Source organism: Enterobacter sp. BIDMC 27 (assembly GCF_000534415.1).
Lineage (GTDB): Bacteria > Pseudomonadota > Gammaproteobacteria > Enterobacterales > Enterobacteriaceae > Enterobacter > Enterobacter hormaechei_C.
In genome coordinates this window covers 1611683-1629031 of the sequence record NZ_KI973178.1, presented here as the reverse complement: position 1 = coordinate 1629031, position 17349 = coordinate 1611683, and the positions used below count along the sequence as shown (strand labels likewise).

Annotated in this window: 16 protein-coding genes and 1 riboswitch; of the genes, 9 read left to right on the top strand and 7 right to left on the bottom strand. The window is 54.9% G+C overall.

Going from position 1 to position 17349, the window contains the following annotated elements; genetic code table 11:
- Window positions 1–37: 37 nt before the first annotated feature.
- From cra to leuO, 4 genes are all read right to left on the bottom strand, one after another.
- Window positions 38–1042: a catabolite repressor/activator gene (cra, locus tag L463_RS14830; protein ID WP_003856369.1), complete on the bottom strand. Its 1005-nt coding sequence runs from the start codon at window positions 1040–1042 to the stop codon at window positions 38–40.
- A 179-nt stretch (window positions 1043–1221) separates the two neighbouring features.
- Window positions 1222–1713, bottom strand: coding sequence for an acetolactate synthase small subunit (ilvN, locus tag L463_RS14835; protein WP_003856371.1), 492 nt, complete (start codon window positions 1711–1713; stop codon window positions 1222–1224).
- Window position 1714: 1 nt separating this feature from the next.
- Window positions 1715–3439: an acetolactate synthase 3 large subunit gene (gene ilvI, locus L463_RS14840; protein WP_015572665.1), complete on the bottom strand. Its 1725-nt coding sequence runs from the start codon at window positions 3437–3439 to the stop codon at window positions 1715–1717.
- Between the two features lie 376 nt (window positions 3440–3815).
- Complete coding sequence (gene leuO / locus L463_RS14845; RefSeq protein WP_017383788.1) at window positions 3816–4760, bottom strand: transcriptional regulator LeuO; 945 nt, start codon at window positions 4758–4760, stop codon at window positions 3816–3818.
- Between the two features lie 628 nt (window positions 4761–5388).
- Here leuO and leuL point away from each other — a divergent pair.
- From leuL to leuD, 5 genes are all read left to right on the top strand, one after another.
- A complete protein-coding gene (gene leuL, locus L463_RS24715) occupies window positions 5389–5475 on the top strand; it encodes a leu operon leader peptide (RefSeq protein WP_057979999.1) in 87 nt (28 codons plus the stop codon).
- Between the two features lie 91 nt (window positions 5476–5566).
- Window positions 5567–7138 (top strand): 2-isopropylmalate synthase, encoded by a 1572-nt coding sequence (leuA, locus tag L463_RS14850; protein ID WP_032103177.1) that lies wholly within the window; start codon window positions 5567–5569, stop codon window positions 7136–7138.
- Window positions 7138–8229, top strand: a complete 1092-nt coding sequence (gene leuB / locus L463_RS14855; RefSeq protein ID WP_023295916.1) for a 3-isopropylmalate dehydrogenase — start codon at window positions 7138–7140, stop codon at window positions 8227–8229. The genes leuA and leuB overlap by 1 nt, the downstream gene beginning before the upstream one ends.
- A 2-nt stretch (window positions 8230–8231) precedes the next feature.
- Entirely contained in the window at window positions 8232–9632 is a 1401-nt protein-coding gene (gene leuC, locus L463_RS14860) for a 3-isopropylmalate dehydratase large subunit (RefSeq protein WP_003856382.1), read from the top strand.
- 10 nt (window positions 9633–9642) lie between these two features.
- A complete protein-coding gene (gene leuD, locus L463_RS14865) occupies window positions 9643–10248 on the top strand; it encodes a 3-isopropylmalate dehydratase small subunit (protein WP_023295915.1) in 606 nt (201 codons plus the stop codon).
- A 91-nt stretch (window positions 10249–10339) separates the two neighbouring features.
- On the opposite strand, the gene L463_RS14870 is transcribed toward leuD, so the two are convergent.
- From L463_RS14870 to sgrT, 3 genes are all read right to left on the bottom strand, one after another.
- On the bottom strand, window positions 10340–10492 hold the full coding sequence (locus L463_RS14870) for a Hok/Gef family protein (RefSeq protein ID WP_010427008.1): 153 nt from the start codon (window positions 10490–10492) through the stop codon (window positions 10340–10342).
- Between the two features lie 216 nt (window positions 10493–10708).
- Window positions 10709–11887, bottom strand: coding sequence for a sugar efflux transporter (locus tag L463_RS14875; protein WP_015572661.1), 1179 nt, complete (start codon window positions 11885–11887; stop codon window positions 10709–10711).
- 121 nt (window positions 11888–12008) lie between these two features.
- Window positions 12009–12161, bottom strand: a complete 153-nt coding sequence (gene sgrT / locus L463_RS14880) for a glucose uptake inhibitor SgrT (protein WP_003856388.1) — start codon at window positions 12159–12161, stop codon at window positions 12009–12011.
- 88 nt (window positions 12162–12249) lie between these two features.
- On the opposite strand from sgrT, the gene sgrR reads away from it, so the two are divergent.
- The 4 genes from sgrR (at window position 12250) to thiQ (ending at window position 17325) form a co-directional block, all read left to right on the top strand.
- Window positions 12250–13905: an HTH-type transcriptional regulator SgrR gene (gene sgrR / locus L463_RS14885; protein ID WP_023295914.1), complete on the top strand. Its 1656-nt coding sequence runs from the start codon at window positions 12250–12252 to the stop codon at window positions 13903–13905.
- Window positions 13906–13941: 36 nt separating this feature from the next.
- Window positions 13942–14042, top strand: a riboswitch (TPP riboswitch).
- A 31-nt stretch (window positions 14043–14073) separates the two neighbouring features.
- The gene (gene thiB, locus L463_RS14890) at window positions 14074–15057 is read left to right on the top strand and encodes a thiamine ABC transporter substrate binding subunit (protein WP_017694523.1); all 984 of its coding nucleotides are present in this window, start codon (window positions 14074–14076) and stop codon (window positions 15055–15057) included.
- Window positions 15033–16643 (top strand): thiamine/thiamine pyrophosphate ABC transporter permease ThiP, encoded by a 1611-nt coding sequence (gene thiP, locus L463_RS14895; protein ID WP_032103037.1) that lies wholly within the window; start codon window positions 15033–15035, stop codon window positions 16641–16643. Before thiB ends, thiP begins: the two co-directional genes overlap by 25 nt.
- Window positions 16627–17325, top strand: a complete 699-nt coding sequence (gene thiQ, locus L463_RS14900; protein ID WP_032103038.1) for a thiamine ABC transporter ATP-binding protein ThiQ — start codon at window positions 16627–16629, stop codon at window positions 17323–17325. Before thiP ends, thiQ begins: the two co-directional genes overlap by 17 nt.
- Window positions 17326–17349 lie beyond the last annotated feature (24 nt).

Below are 17349 nucleotides of genomic sequence, written 5' to 3'. Positions count from 1 at the left end.
CCGCAAAAGGGGCAGTTTTACCGCCCCTGTGGAAATATTAATGGCGGCTCAAAATCCCGCGCCGATAGAGATTACGTTTGATACGCGTAAGCCCGGGTTTCGGTTTGCGAGGTTCATCCAGGCTTGCCAGAACAATCTCAAGCACGCGCTCGGCGACGTCGCGGTGACGCTGAGCCACGGCCAGCACCGGACATTGCAGGAAGTCGAGCAGTTCGTTATCGCCGAAGGTCGCAATCGCCAGATCGGATGGCAGCTTGCCATCGCGACGTAACGTCACGTCCATCACCCCCTGCAACAGGGCAAACGAGGTGGTAAACAACGCCTGCGGCATCGGGTGCGTTTCCAGCCATTTCTCGAACAGCTGAGCAGCCGCTTCGCGCTCATAGCTGTTGGCATACAGATAATGAACGTCACGCGGATCGTCTTTCCACGCCGTACGGAACCCTTGTTCACGCAGGAAGCTCACGGATAGTTCAGGCAAAGCGCCAAGATAGAGCACCGTTTCCGCCGGGAAGGTACGCAGCTCGGCAGCCAGCATTTCTGCATCGTCCTGATCGGCACCTACGACGCTGGTGAAATGTTCACGATCCAAAGCACGATCCAGCGCCACAATCGGGAATGGATCGTTCGCCCAGCGCTGATAGAAAGGATGCTCGGGTGGTAAAGAGGTCGACACGATGATGGCGTCAACCTGACGTTGCAGCAGATGCTCAATGCAGCGCATCTCGTTGTCGGGCTGATCCTCGGAGCAGGCAATCAACAGCTGATAGCCCCGCTGACGAGCCTGACGTTCAAGATAGTTGGCGATGCGGGTATAGCTGGTGTTTTCCAGATCCGGGATCACCAGGCCAATCGAGCGGGTGCGTCCGGCACGTAAACCTGCGGCGACAGCATTCGGATGGTAATTATGCTCACGAACGACTGCCATCACTTTCTCAACGGTCTTATCGCTGACACGATACTGCTTTGCTTTACCGTTAATCACATAGCTGGCCGTGGTTCTCGACACGCCGGCGAGCCGGGCGATTTCATCCAGTTTCACAATTGCCCCTCAAAAAAAGAAAAAAGTCCATGGCCCTGTCAAGGTTATGGTTAAATATTTTAACATCTAAACGCAGAATAGCTTTCACGGCAACCGCTTTTGTCCGCGTTGTCGGCGGATTACGCAAAAAAAAGCCCGGCTTTGGCTACCGGGCTGAAAGAGGCGAACCTTTTGCGCAACTAACGCATGATTTTATCGCCGCGCGAGAGGCCAACAACGCCAGAGCGCGCAACTTCAACAATTTTTGCCACATCCCTGACGGAGGCCAGGAACGCATCCAGCTTATCGCTCGTTCCGGCAAGCTGCACAGTATATATAGAAGGCGTGACGTCAATGATCTGCCCACGGAAAATATCCGTGTTACGCTTGACCTCTTCACGGCCATAACCGCTGGCCTGAATTTTCACCAGCATCACTTCACGTTCGACGTAAGCCCCCTGCCCCAGCTCGCTGACGCGCAACACGTCCACCAGCTTGTGCAATTGCTTTTCGATCTGCTCAAGCACTTTCGCATCGCCGACAGTCTGGATCGTCATGCGGGAGAGCGTTGGATCATCGGTCGGCGCAACGGTCAGGCTTTCAATGTTGTATCCGCGCTGCGCAAAAAGCCCAATGACGCGTGACAGTGCGCCCGACTCATTTTCCAGTAATACAGATAATATCCGGCGCATATCAGGTTCTCTCCGTTTTGCTTAACCACATTTCATCCATACCACCGCCACGGATATGCATCGGATAAACGTGCTCTGTGCCGTCGACGATGACGTCCATGAAGACGAGGCGATTGTTTTTAACGTGCTCAAGCGCTTCGCCGAGCTTCGCTTCCAGCTCTGACGGATCGGTTACCCGCATGCCAATATGACCATAGGCTTCAGCCAGACGGACAAAGTCCGGAAGTGACTTCATATAAGACTGAGAGTGACGGCCGGAATAAATCATATCCTGCCACTGCTTCACCATACCGAGGTAACCGTTATTCAGGTTAAGCACCAGCACTGGCAACTCATATTGCAGCGCAGTAGAAAGCTCCTGAATATTCATCTGTATACTGCCATCACCCGTTACGCAGATAACCGTTTCGTTCGGCAACGCCAGCTTCACCCCCAGCGCGGCGGGCAGACCAAAGCCCATCGTGCCAAGCCCGCCTGAGTTGATCCAGCGACGCGGTTTATCAAACGGGTAATACAACGCAGCGAACATCTGATGCTGGCCTACGTCAGAAGTGACATACGCCTCGCCTTTGGTCAGATGCCAGATCGTCTCGATCACCGCCTGCGGCTTGATGTTTTCACTCTGCGTGTCGTATTTAAGGCACTGACGGCCGCGCCATTGTTCGATTTGCTGCCACCAGTCACGGATCTCATCCAGCGGTTGAGAGGCGGTCTCCTGCGCCAGCAGTTCCAACATTTGATCCAGCACCTGTCGTGCGTCCCCCACGATGGGCACATCCGCCGGCACCGTTTTAGAGATAGAAGTAGGATCGATATCAATGTGTAGCACCGTCGCATTCGGACAGTATTTCGCCAGGTTATTGGTGGTGCGATCGTCAAAACGTACGCCGACGGCAAAAATCACATCAGAATGGTGCATCGTCATATTGGCTTCATAGGTGCCATGCATACCCAGCATGCCCAGCGCCTGACGGTGGGTAGCCGGGAATGCCCCCAGCCCCATCAGCGATGACGCGACAGGAAGATTCAGCTTCTCAATCAGTTCGCGTAGTTGCGTTTCACAGGCTGCATTGACGGCGCCGCCCCCCACATAGACTACGGGCTTTTTCGCAGCCAGCAGCGTTTGCAGCGCACGCTTAATCTGGCCTTTGTGCCCTTGCGTCGTCGGATTATACGAACGCATGCTCACCGACTCAGGCCACAGGTAAGGCAGTTTATTCGCGGGATTGAGAATATCTTTTGGCAGATCGACAACCACTGGCCCAGGACGACCGCTGGCGGCCAGCCAGAAGGCTTTTTTCAGCACGCCCGGGATATCTTCCGTTTGCTTAACCAGAAAGCTGTGCTTCACCACGGGGCGTGAGATCCCCACCATGTCGCATTCCTGAAACGCATCATAGCCAATCAGTGACGTCGCCACCTGTCCGGAGAGAATGACCAGTGGAATAGAGTCCATATACGCAGTCGCAATGCCGGTGATGGCATTGGTCGCTCCCGGCCCCGAAGTGACCAGCACTACACCCACTTCTCCCGTGGCGCGGGCCAGGCCGTCAGCCATATGCACAGCAGCCTGTTCATGACGAACCAGAACATGATCAATACCGCCTACCGTGTGCAGCGCGTCATAAATATCGAGAACCGCGCCTCCGGGATAGCCAAACACTTGTTTCACGCCCTGATCGATAAGCGATCGGACGACCATTTCCGCGCCAGACAACATCTCCATGCTTTGCCTCCAGGCTTTTGTTATAGACGGTCAACAGAATTCATTTCCGCGCCGACTTCTGACAGGGTAAACCCATCTTATAATGTGCAGAGTGAGGGATACCTTAACCGCTCGTTATGAGGCAGGCAATTAGCAAACGGAATGCGGGAATGGGCAATAAAAGCAGAAAAAATAGCTGTCAGACACGAATATGGTGAATTCGTCTGGTATGAGGGGAGACGCTAATAATTCATCTCTTAAAAAGAGGATGGATCAGGAAATCATCTATTTTTAAGCCGCCCTGAGCGTCTGAAAAAATGCGCACAGAACAAAATATTGCCTGCATAAAAAATCACAGAATAAACCGCATGTCACCATGCGGTTTATTCACCCTGACTTATCGACGACAAATATTGATCAGCAACTCTTCCATCCACTGGTGCCCTTTATCCCGCCCCGCCGCTTCATGCCAGGAAAGATAACAGGTACGGCTATTCAGCTTGAGCGGCAGAGGTAAAATTTGCAGGCTCAGCGAATCGGAGAACTCTTCAGCAAGCCAGCGCGGTGCAATAGCGACTAGCTGCGTCTGAGAAACGACATTTAAAACGCTGACCATCGCCATCCCCTGATAGGCCACGCTGGCTTGTTTATCGGCAGTGTCATACCACGGCTGACTGAACGAAGCATATCTGTCCAGAGCAACAACGGCATGCTGCTCGCTGTAAACATCGCTTTCACGCAGCGGCGAATTCATGCGTGGATGTTTTTTGCTGGCGACTAACACCATTTCATCTTTAAACAACGGAACACAGGCAAACTCTGGACGGCGAAACTCTTCGTAGCCCAGAACGAACTCCGTTTCCTGATAACGAAGCTGGTGCTCAGTGTTTTGATTTAAAGATGATTTAAAAACGAGATGAATATTAGGAGCAATCTGTTCAACTTTATTATATATAACAGACGTCAAATAATTGTCTAACGGACTGCAAACACAGAGATGGAAAACCCGCTCACTGCTTAAAGGTTCAAACCCTGAGCCAGGAAGCTCATTTTGAACCAGCTGTAGCGCCTGACGAATCGAACCGAATAGCTGGAATGCACGCGCCGTGGGCTGGATACCTCTTCCATACCGGACGAATAACTCGTCGTTAAACATCACCTTAAGTCTGGCTACGGCATTACTCACGGCAGGTTGAGACATTCCCAGAGATTGCGCTGCTCGCGTAATATTCTGCTCCTGCATAACTGCATCAAATACAGTTAACAGGTTGAGATCCACTGTGCGTAACTGAGGCTTAACCCCATCATAAGGCTGTGGTTGGTTAATATTATTTTCTGGCATTTCTGACTCCACTGTCACGCTAAATTCCCTTTGCCAAAGTACAGTAATAACTTCGAAAAATATGATTTACCATGCATATACAACAAGCGAAAGGAAATTATTTAAAATTCAGAATATATAAAGAACCCTCATTCAAGAGATGCCATTAAGCATCCCCTGAATGAAGAGCTAAAAATCGTTCAAATGATATCTAAAACTTTAATGCAGGCATGAAACCATAAAGCTGGCAAATACACAATCACCGCCTTAGTTAATAATAACTTAAGTATTATTAAACTATGAAGGGCATACACCACGATTTCATTAACAAAATGATATCAATATTGATAACTTTCCCGCCCATGATTCATTCATAGAACTTATAACTCAATGAAATAAAACGCATTCCATTTCACAGCACATCGGTAAAAATACTGTGTTCAATTGCTACCAATTATATTCAAATTATTCCAGAGATGAATCTCAAGTCCAATAATAGACAATTAAATCGGTTAACAGCGTAAAAACCAGCACAATTAGCTAATGTGTTTATCCTGCGCTGAGTGGCCGTTTTGCCTGAGAGGGGTTGACATGAGTCAGCGTATCCAGTACCACTAAAAGCATATCGCATTCATCTGGAGCACGATTCATGATTCGCACCCTTCGTTTCACCGGTCTACTACTACTAAACGCATCCACTGTGCGCGGTAGACTGGCGGGCGAAATTCAGCGTTGAATCGTCTTCAGTAAAACTAAAAACCCGCGCCACTGCGCGGGTTTTTTTATGCTCGTAGCAAGGCGCCCTAAGACTGACAAGGACCTAACCCATGAGCCAGCAAGTCGTTATTTTCGATACTACTTTACGTGACGGTGAACAGGCATTACAGGCGAGCCTGAGTGTTAAAGAAAAACTGCAAATTGCGCTGGCCCTCGAACGCATGGGTGTAGACGTAATGGAAGTCGGCTTTCCCGTCTCCTCGCCGGGTGATTACGAGTCAGTACAGACCATCGCCCGCACCATCAAAAACAGCCGCGTATGCGGTCTGGCTCGCTGCGTTGAGAAAGATATTGATGTGGCCGCGGAATCCCTGAAAGTTGCAGAAGCCTTCCGTATCCATACATTCATTGCCACCTCCCCCATGCACATTGCAACCAAGCTGCGCAGCACGCTGGATGAAGTGATCGAACGTGCGGTGTATATGGTTAAACGCGCGCGTAACTATACTGATGACGTCGAATTCTCCTGTGAAGATGCAGGCCGCACGCCGATTGACGATTTGGCCCGTGTAGTGGAAGCCGCGATTAATGCCGGAGCCAGAACCATCAACATCCCGGATACCGTCGGCTACACCATGCCGTTTGAGTTCTCTAACATCATCACCGGCCTGTACGACCGCGTACCTAATATTGATAAAGCCATCATCTCTGTTCACACCCACGATGATTTGGGTCTGGCTGTGGGCAATGCCATCGCTGCCGTCCACGCCGGCGCGCGTCAGGTAGAAGGGGCAATGAACGGCATTGGTGAACGCGCCGGCAACTGCTCGCTGGAAGAAGTGATCATGGCGATCAAGGTGCGCAAAGACATTATGAACGTACACACTCGCATCAATCACAACGAAATCTGGCGCACCAGCCAGACCGTGAGCCAGATTTGCAATATGCCGATCCCGGCGAACAAGGCGATTGTTGGTACTGGCGCGTTCGCTCACTCCTCCGGTATTCACCAGGATGGCGTGCTGAAGAACCGTGAAAACTACGAAATCATGACTCCGGAATCCATCGGTCTGAACCAGGTTCAGCTGAACCTGACCTCGCGCTCTGGCCGCGCGGCGGTGAAACACCGTATGGAAGAGATGGGGTATCAGGACAGCGATTACAACATGGATCAGCTGTACGACGCATTCCTGAAACTGGCTGACAAGAAAGGCCAGGTCTTCGATTACGACCTGGAAGCGCTGGCATTCATCAACAAACAGCAGGAAGAGCCAGAACACTTCCGTCTGGACTACTTCACCGTTCAGTCAGGCTCAAGTGATATCGCTACCGCCTCCGTCAAGCTGGCCTGCGGCGATGAAATTAAAGCGGAAGCCGCCAACGGTAACGGCCCTGTGGATGCCATTTACCAGGCGATTAACCGCGTCACCGAGTACGACGTTGAACTGGTGAAATATGACCTGACGGCTAAAGGGCACGGTAAAGACGCCCTGGGCCAGGTTGATATCGTCGTCAACTATAACGGTCGCCGCTTCCACGGTGTGGGTCTGGCGACAGATATCGTCGAATCCTCCGCGAAAGCGATGGTGCATGTCCTGAACAACATCTGGCGCGCCGCCGAAGTCGAAAAAGAGTTGCAACGCAAAGCTCAGAATAAAGAGAACAACAAGGAAACCGTGTGATGTCGAAGAATTACCATATTGCTGTGTTGCCGGGTGACGGTATTGGCCCGGAAGTGATGACACAGGCGCTGAAAGTACTGGAAGCCGTACGTTCGCGTTTTGCGATGAAAATTACCACCAGCCACTACGACGTGGGCGGTATTGCGATTGATAACCACGGTACTCCCCTGCCGAAAGGGACTGTAGAAGGCTGCGAAAGTGCCGATGCCGTTCTGTTTGGCTCCGTGGGCGGCCCAAAGTGGGAACACCTGCCGCCAGCAGAGCAGCCGGAGCGCGGCGCGCTGCTGCCGCTGCGTAAACACTTCAAACTGTTTAGCAACCTGCGTCCGGCGAAGCTGTACCCGGGGCTGGAAGAATTTTGCCCGCTGCGCGCGGATATCGCGGCCAACGGTTTCGACATCCTGTGCGTGCGTGAGCTGACCGGCGGCATCTACTTCGGTCAGCCAAAAGGTCGCGAAGGCAGCGGTCAGCATGAGAAAGCGTTTGATACCGAGGTCTATCACCGTTTTGAAATTGAACGTATCGCCCATATCGCGTTTGAGTCAGCGCGCAAACGCCGCCGTAAAGTGACCTCGATTGATAAAGCAAACGTGCTCCAGTCGTCCATTTTGTGGCGCGAAATCGTCAGTGAAGTCGCTAAGCAGTACCCGGACGTTGCGCTGTCGCATATGTATATCGACAACGCAACGATGCAGTTGATTAAAGATCCGTCCCAGTTTGACGTGCTGCTGTGCTCCAACCTGTTCGGCGATATTCTCTCGGATGAATGCGCGATGATCACCGGCTCCATGGGGATGCTGCCATCCGCAAGCCTGAACGAAGAAGGGTTTGGTCTGTATGAACCAGCAGGTGGTTCTGCCCCGGATATCGCGGGTAAAAACATCGCCAACCCGATTGCGCAGATCCTCTCCCTGGCTCTGCTGCTGCGCTACAGCCTGGATGCAGGCGAAGCAGCAACCGCAATTGAAAACGCCATTAACCGGGCGTTAGAAGAAGGCGTCCGTACCGGTGATTTAGCACGCGGCACGGCGGCAGTCAGTACCGATGAAATGGGCGACATCATTGCCCGCTATGTCGCTGAAGGGGTGTAATCATGGCTAAGACGTTATATGAGAAGTTGTTTGATGCGCACGTTGTTTACGAAGCACCAAACGAAACCCCACTGTTGTACATCGACCGTCATCTGGTACACGAAGTGACCTCTCCTCAGGCATTTGACGGCCTGCGCGCGCACAAGCGCCCGGTGCGTCAGCCGGGTAAAACCTTTGCCACGATGGATCACAACGTTTCCACCCAGACCAAAGACATCAATGCATCTGGCGAGATGGCGCGTATCCAGATGCAGGAGCTGATTAAGAACTGTAACGAGTTTGGCGTGGAGCTGTACGATCTGAACCACCCCTATCAGGGCATCGTCCACGTAATGGGGCCTGAGCAGGGGATTACGCTGCCGGGCATGACCATCGTCTGCGGCGACTCCCACACCGCGACGCACGGCGCATTTGGCGCCCTGGCGTTCGGGATTGGCACCTCTGAAGTTGAACACGTTCTGGCGACGCAGACCCTGAAGCAGGGCCGCGCCAAAACCATGAAGATTGAAGTGAAGGGTAAAGCTGCGCCGGGTATCACCGCGAAAGATATCGTGCTGGCGATTATCGGCAAAACCGGCAGCGCAGGCGGCACCGGTCACGTCGTTGAGTTCTGCGGCGACGCTATCCAGGCGCTGAGCATGGAAGGTCGTATGACCCTGTGCAACATGGCCATTGAGATGGGCGCCAAAGCAGGCCTGGTGGCCCCAGACGAAACCACCTTCAACTATGTGAAGGGGCGTCTGCATGCGCCGAAAGGTCAGAATTTTGACGACGCGGTAGCGTACTGGAAAACCCTGAAAACGGACGAGGGGGCAATTTTTGATACCGTTGTGACGTTACAGGCGGAAGAGATCGCCCCGCAGGTCACCTGGGGCACCAACCCGGGCCAGGTGATTTCCGTCAACGACAGTATTCCTGACCCGGCCTCCTTCGCCGATCCGGTCGAGCGCGCCAGTGCGGAAAAAGCGCTGGCCTATATGGGGCTGAAGCCCGGCGTACCGTTGACCGATGTGAGCATTGATAAAGTATTCATTGGCTCCTGTACCAACTCCCGTATTGAAGATTTACGCGCTGCGGCAGAAATCGCTAAAGGCCGCAAAGTGGCGCCGGGCGTGCAGGCGCTGGTTGTGCCAGGCTCCGGTCCGGTGAAAGCCCAGGCGGAAGCGGAGGGTCTGGATAAGATCTTTATTGAAGCAGGCTTCGAGTGGCGCCTGCCCGGCTGCTCCATGTGTCTGGCCATGAACAACGACCGCCTGAATCCGGGCGAGCGCTGTGCCTCCACCAGCAACCGTAACTTTGAAGGCCGTCAGGGCCGCGGTGGGCGCACCCACCTGGTCAGTCCGGCAATGGCCGCCGCTGCGGCAGTCACCGGTCATTTCGCCGATATTCGCAGCCTGAAATAAGGAGACAATCATGGCAGAGAAATTTACCCAACATACGGGCCGGGTTGTCCCGCTGGACGCCGCTAACGTCGACACCGACGCGATCATTCCTAAGCAGTTTTTGCAGAAAGTGACGCGCACGGGTTTTGGTGCGCATCTGTTCAACGACTGGCGTTTCCTCGACGATAAAGGCGAAGTGCCCAACCCGGAGTTCGTCCTGAACTTTCCGGAATACAAAGGGGCATCCATTCTGCTGGCGCGGGAAAACTTCGGCTGCGGATCGTCGCGTGAACATGCGCCATGGGCATTGACCGACTACGGCTTTAAGGTGGTTATCGCCCCGAGCTTCGCGGATATCTTCTACGGTAACAGCTTCAACAACCAGCTGCTGCCGGTGACGCTGAGTGACGAACAGGTCGATGAACTGTTTGCGCTGGTGCAGGCGAATCCGGGGATTGCGTTTGAGGTGGATCTGGAAGCAGAAGTGGTGAAAGCCGGGGATAAGACCTACAGCTTCAGCATTGATGCGTTCCGCCGCCACTGCATGCTGAACGGTCTGGATAGCATTGGCCTGACGCTGCAACACGAAGAAGCTATCTCCGCCTACGAGAAAAAACAGCCAGCATTTATGGGCTAAAGGCAATGGCCCGCAGGGCGCGGGCCATTGATAAGGGTGCGTTGAGGCTCAACCACTCTGGAGAGGCGGGGAAAAACCCCCGCCAATACCGCTAACGTTTTGCTTCGTAAGCCAACACTGCTGCCAGCTCTGTTTTCTCCTGTCTGAAGTGCAGCTCACACAGCGAGTCGCGCACCATCCAGGTGAAGATCAACAGCGTCGTACAGATCAGAAACAAACCTAACAGCAGAGTACGTTTTGGCATTCCAGCCTCCTTATTGCTTTTCGGCAATGAAGAGACTAACCTCGCAATGTGGGTTGTGAAGTTAATCTCCCCATCAGTTTTTTGATGTGGGACTCTCCACTGTTTGCCTCTTGCGAAAGCCTGAGGCAAACAGCCTCAAGCACCCGTCACGCACTCTATGCGCCTTCTCTGTGCCTGTCAGAAAGTCGTTTCATTTCGTGAAGCCGCCTTCCAGAATCAAACGTCTTTTACCCGGCACGTCAGCATCAGCGTGACAAGCGAAATCGCTGCGATCACCCAGTACACGGATGCATGCCCATAGCTTTGCGACAGCGCCCCCTGAATTACCCCTGCCAGAATCACGCCGGTAGAGATACTGTTGGTAAACAGCGTGGTCGCGGAGCCTGCGCGCCCCGGCATTAAATCCTGGAACCAGAGCATGCCTATCCCGGCAACGATTCCGATAAACACCGCGTTAAACAGCTGTAAAGCCAGCAAGGCTTCACGCGAATGGAACAGGATCAGCCCCGCGTAGAACAGTACCCCGGCCGCCACGGCGACGACCATCATCCGACGCTTTCCGAAACGTTTGACGTAGTAACCCGCCAGAATCATCGCCGGGATCTCCAGCCCGGCAGCGGTGCCCATCAGAATACCCGCCAGCTTGTCGGGCAGTCCCAGATCGCTGCTGATCCACAGCGGCATATCAATAATGTACATGGTGTTGCAGGTCCACATCAGCGTGGAGGCGATAAACAACATGCGGACGTTTTTATCCTGCCAGCCGCTCACCTGCGTGATGGGCTTGTCCGTCACCTGCTCTACGCGCGCCACCGATGGCAGCGCAAAGGCTATCAGCGCCAGGCTGATGACAAAAATCCCCGCCGCGATGGAAAACATGGTGGTGAAGCCGTAGTTCAGCGCCAGCATAAACGCCAGCGGCGGACCGATGACCCACGCGAGAGAGAGCTGCGCACGCATCACCGAACTGAACATCACCACTTCCCTCGCCGAGCTGTCGGCGTACTCCCGGGCTAGGGCGAACAGTTGCGGCATGGCGGTGTTCGCCAGAGAGGCCAGCAGCACGCCGCAGGTAATGAGCGTCAGGTAATGGCGGTTGAAGGCAAACAGCAGCGCGTTGCCCACGGCCATGGCGCAACAAAAGAGGATCAGCTTACGGCGATCGCCCTGGCTGTCGGATCGTTTCGCCAGCCACAGGCTGACGAGGATCCCGGCAATGGCGTTGACGGTGTAGAACAGACCCACCCAAAACGGCTGCGCCCCCACCTCGCGGCTGAGAAACAGGCTCAACGTCGGCGCCTGTAGCGCGCCGGCCACACCCATCATGAAGGCCACCAGCATAAAAGCGGCGTACACGCCATTCAGGCGTCGCCCCATCGTCATCAACCAGAGCATGCGCAAGTCCTTATGAAAGCGAATCGAAATTGGGTGAAATAGTAAACGAAAAAAGCCAGCAAAAAACATTTTGCTGGCGGGTGATTAGCACCAATACTCAGTCACACATGATCGAGGCGAGTTAGCGAGAAGAGGTCGGTTTCGTAACGTCCCACTGCATCAGATCTTCCAGTATTCTCAGCCGCTGCTCTGCGCACTGGCGGGCCAGCCAGGACACTCCCTTTGTCGCTGAAAAATAGTGCTGATAAAACTGACGTGCGGTAGACCTCTTCATAATTTACCTCCTCGCTTCATCGAAAAGGATTATTGGCTTAATATAGGGATTAATAAATTGCTGATTTTTTGTCAGGAGTTCCCCTTTTATGCCTTCCGGTCGTCTGCAACAACAATTTATCCGCCTCTGGCAGTGCTGCGAGGGGCAATCGCAGGAGACCACGCTGAACGAGCTGGCCGAGCTCCTCAACTGCTCCCGGCGTCATATGCGCACGCTCCTTAATACCATGCAGCAGCAGGGCTGGCTAAACTGGGAGGCCGAAGCCGGACGCGGCAAGCGTTCGCGCCTGACTTTCCTTTATACCGGCCTGGCGTTACAGCAACAGCGGGCGGAGGATCTGCTGGAGCAGGACCGCATCGATCAGCTGGTCCAGCTGGTGGGCGACAAAGCCGCCGTGCGCCAGATGCTGGTCTCGCATCTGGGACGCAGCTTTCGTCAGGGACGCCACATTCTGCGGGTACTTTACTACCGCCCAATGAAAAATCTGTTGCCCGGTACGGCGTTACGTCGCTCTGAAACCCACATGGCCCGGCAGATTTTCAGCGGCCTGACGCGGATAAATGAGGAAAACGGGGAACTGGAAGCGGATATTGCCCATCACTGGCAACAGGTGTCTCCGCTGCACTGGCGCTTCTTTCTACGCCCCGGCATTCATTTCCACCATGGACGCGAGCTGGAGATGCGCGACGTTATCGCCTCTTTAGAGCGCGCCCGCACGCTGCCGCTCTATTCGCATATCGCACGGATCCACTCTCCAACGGCCTGGACGCTGGATATTGAGCTTTCGCAGCCGGACAAATGGCTTCCGTGGCTTCTGGGCTACGTGCCATCAATGATCCTGCCTGCCGAGTGGCGCTCCCTGAACAATTTTTCCAGCCAGCCGATTGGTACGGGCCCCTACTCCGTTACACGAAATAACAGTAATCAGCTGAAGATCCGCGCCTTTGATGATTACTTTGGCTATAGGGCGTTGATCGACGAAGTGAACGTCTGGGTGTTACCGGATCTCAATGAAGAGCTGAGCGCAGGCCTGACCCTGGAAGGACCAACAGCCGGTGAAAAGGCGTTCGAAAGCCGCCTGGAGGAGGGCTGCTACTACCTGCTCTTTGATGGCCGCAGCCATCGCGGGGCAAACCACGACGTCCGCAGGTGGATAAGCCATATTCTGGCGCCCGCTAACCTGATTTATCACGCAGAGGAGCAATACCAGACCTGGTGGTTCCCGGCCTATGGCCTGCTCCCACGCTGGCACCATGCGCAGCCCGTCCGCAGTGAAAAGCCTGCCGGACTGGAGACCATCACCCTCAGCTACTATCGCGATCACATTGAGCATCGTTTTCTGGCGAGGATCATGAGCACGCTGCTGGCAGCCGAAGGCGTGACGCTGGCGATACAGGAAGTCGATTATGATGAATGGCATCGCGGAGACGTCATCAGCGATATCTGGCTCAACAGCGCAAACTTTACGCTGCCGCTTGATTTCTCGCTCTTTTCTCACCTGTACGAAGTGCCCCTGATTCAGCACTGTATCAACCGGGACTGGCAGCAGGACGCCGCGCGGTGGCGCGCGGGAGAAATGGATCTGGCCGCCTGGTGTCAGGAATTACTGACCGGGCAGACGATCGTACCGCTGATTCACCACTGGCTGCTGATCCAGGGGCAACGCAGCATGCGCGGCCTGCGGATGAATACCCTCGGCTGGTTTGATTTTAAATCCGCCTGGTTTGCGCCGCCGGAGCCATAACGCTTTCGTAATATTCACCAAATCATTACAATAGCGCCGTTCTCAACGGGGTGCTGCATCACTGATGTGCGCTGAGATAATACCCGTCGAACCTGATCCGGATAACGCCGGCGAAGGGATTTGAGGCTGTCTCTCAAAATCCTTTGCCACTCAACCCTGAGGTGCAAAGTGTTAAAAAACGTTCTTCCTCTGCTGGCGCTGTTTGCGCTGCCTGTTTTTGCTAAGCCCGTTCTGACGGTCTATACCTACGACTCCTTCTCCGCCGACTGGGGCCCCGGCCCGGTGGTAAAAAAAGCCTTTGAAGCCGACTGCAACTGCGAGCTGAAATTCGTGGCGCTGGAAGATGGCGTCTCGCTGCTCAACCGTCTGCGCATGGAAGGCAAAAACAGCAAAGCCGACGTGGTGCTCGGGCTGGATAACAACCTGCTGGAAGCCGCCACCCAAACCAGACTGTTCGCCAAAAGCGGTTTGGCGGCAGATGCCGTCAACGTACCGGGCGGCTGGAAAAACGACACCTTCGTTCCCTTTGATTACGGTTACTTTGCGTTTGTCTACGATAAAAACAAGCTGAAGAATCCGCCCAAAAGCCTGAAAGAGCTGGTCGAAAGTGACCAGAAATGGCGCGTAATTTATGAAGATCCGCGTACCAGCACCCCGGGTCTGGGGCTGCTATTGTGGATGCAGAAAGTCTACGGGGATAAAACGCCGGAAGCGTGGCAGAAGCTGGCCGCGAAAACCGTTACCGTCACCAAAGGCTGGAGCGAAGCCTACGGCCTGTTCCTGAAAGGCGAAAGCGATCTGGTGCTGAGCTACACTACCTCTCCGGCCTACCACATTATCGCCGAGAAAAAGGATAACTACGCCGCCGCGAACTTTGCTGAAGGGCATTATTTGCAGGTGGAAGTGGCCGCCCGCACCGCCGCGAGCAAACAGCCGGAGCTTGCCGAAAAATTCCTGAAATTTATGGTCTCCCCGGCATTCCAGAATGCTATTCCGACAGGAAACTGGATGTACCCGGTCACTGACGTTGCGCTGCCGGCAGGCTTTGAGCAGCTAAACAAGCCGCAAACCTCACTGGAATTTACGTCGCAGCAGGTTGCCGCCCAGCGCGCCGCATGGATTAGTGAATGGCAACGCGCCGTCAGCCGCTGATCCCCGGCTGGTTAGTTCCCGGGCTGCTCGCCGCCATACTGATGGTGGTCGTCAGCCTGGGTGCATTCCTTGCGCTGTGGTTTAACGCGCCAGAGAGCGATCTGCTCGCCCTCTGGCACGACAGCTATCTCTGGCACGTCATCCGTTTCTCCTTCTGGCAGGCGTTTCTCTCCGCGCTGCTGTCGACGATCCCGGCCATTTTCCTTGCACGCGCCCTCTATCGCAGACGTTTCCCCGGCAGGCTTGCCCTGCTGCGGCTGTGCGCGATGACGCTGATCCTGCCCGTGCTGGTGGCGGTGTTCGGTATTCTGAGCGTCTACGGTCGGCAGGGCTGGCTGGCATCCCTCTTCAACCTGCTTGGTCTGGAATGGACCTTCTCCCCTTACGGCCTGAAAGGCATTCTGCTGGCGCATATTTTTTTCAATATGCCGATGGCGACGCGCCTCTTTTTACAGGCGCTGGAAAACATTCCCGGGGAGCAGCGTCAGATTGCCGCCCAGCTTGGCATGCGCGGCTGGTCGTTCTTCCGCTTTGTCGAATGGCCGTGGCTGCGACGCCAGATTGCCCCGGTGGCCGCGCTAATCTTTATGCTCTGCTTCGCCAGCTTCGCGACCGTGCTTTCTCTCGGCGGCGGGCCGCAGGCCACCACCATTGAGCTGGCGATCTATCAGGCCTTAAGTTACGACTACGATCCGGGCCGCGCCGCGCTGCTGGCGATGGTGCAGATGGTCTGCTGCCTGGCGCTGGTGTTACTCAGCCAGCGGCTGAGTAAAGCGATCCCCACAGGCAGCAATCACTTGACAGGCTGGCGCGATCCGCAGGACAGCCTGCACAGCCGCGTCGCGGATTTTATGCTGATCGCGCTGGCCCTCCTGCTTCTGCTGCCCCCGCTGCTGGCCGTTATCGTTGATGGCCTGAATCGCAATGTGTTGTCGGTACTGCAACAGCCTGTCCTGTGGCAGGCGACGTGGACCTCATTGCGCATCGCGCTGGCAGCCGGGCTGCTGTGCGTGATCCTGACCATGATGCTGCTCTGGAGCAGCCGCGAGCTGTACGCGCGTCATGCCCGTAAAGCCGGACACGCGCTGGAACTGACGGGTATGCTGATCCTGGCGATGCCGGGTATTGTGCTGGCGACCGGATTCTTTTTACTGTTCAACAGCACCATCGGCCTGCCGGAAAGCGCCGACGGCATCGTCATTTTTACCAACGCACTGATGGCTATCCCTTACGCGCTCAAGGTGCTGGAAAACCCGATGCGCGACGTCAACAGCCGCTACAGTTTGCTGTGTCAGTCGCTGGGCATGCAGGGCTGGCAGCGTCTGAAGGTGGTCGAACAGCGCGCGCTAAAGCGTCCGCTGGCTCAGGCGCTGGCGTTTGCCTGCGTGCTGTCGATTGGCGATTTTGGCGTTGTGGCCCTCTTTGGCAACGAGGATTTCCGCACGCTGCCGTTCTGGCTTTATCAGCAAATTGGCTCCTATCGTAGCCAGGACGGCGCCGTCACGGCACTTTTACTGCTGGTGCTGTGCTTTGCGTTATTTACCGTTATCGAAAAACTTCCGGGGCGTGATGTTAAAACTGACTGATGTAACCTGGCTTTATGAGCACCTGCCAATGCGTTTTACCCTCTCCGTTCGTCAGGGAGAGCGAATCGCAGTGCTTGGCCCCAGCGGGGCCGGAAAAAGTACCCTGCTCAATCTGATTGCCGGTTTTTTGCAGCCTGCCAGCGGGTCGATCGTCATTGATAATGGCGAATATACCTACGCTCCGCCGGCTACGCGCCCGGTGTCGATGCTGTTCCAGGAAAACAATCTGTTCAATCATCTTACGGTGTGGCAGAACATCGCGCTGGGTATGGATCCGGGGTTAAAGCTCAGTGTTGCGCAGCGTCAGACGCTGGAGGCGATCGCCGAACAAATGGGCCTGGCTGCGTTTATCAACAGACTACCGGGTGAGCTTTCCGGCGGCCAGCGCCAGCGCGTGGCGCTGGCACGCTGTCTGGTGCGCAAGCAGCCGCTGCTGCTGCTCGACGAACCCTTTTCGGCGCTCGACCCGGCCCTGCGTCAGGAGATGCTCTCGCTGGTTGAGGAGGTTTGCGAGCGCGAGCAACTGACGATGCTGATGGTTTCGCATAGCATCGAAGATGCCGCACGCATCGCGCCGCGATCGGTAGTGATCGCGGAGGGACGTATTTTGTGGGATGGAACAACCGACGCCTTAATGAGCGGGAAAGAAAGCGCGTCAGGATTACTGGGTATAAGACCGTAGGCCGGGCAAACGGAGTGCCGCCCG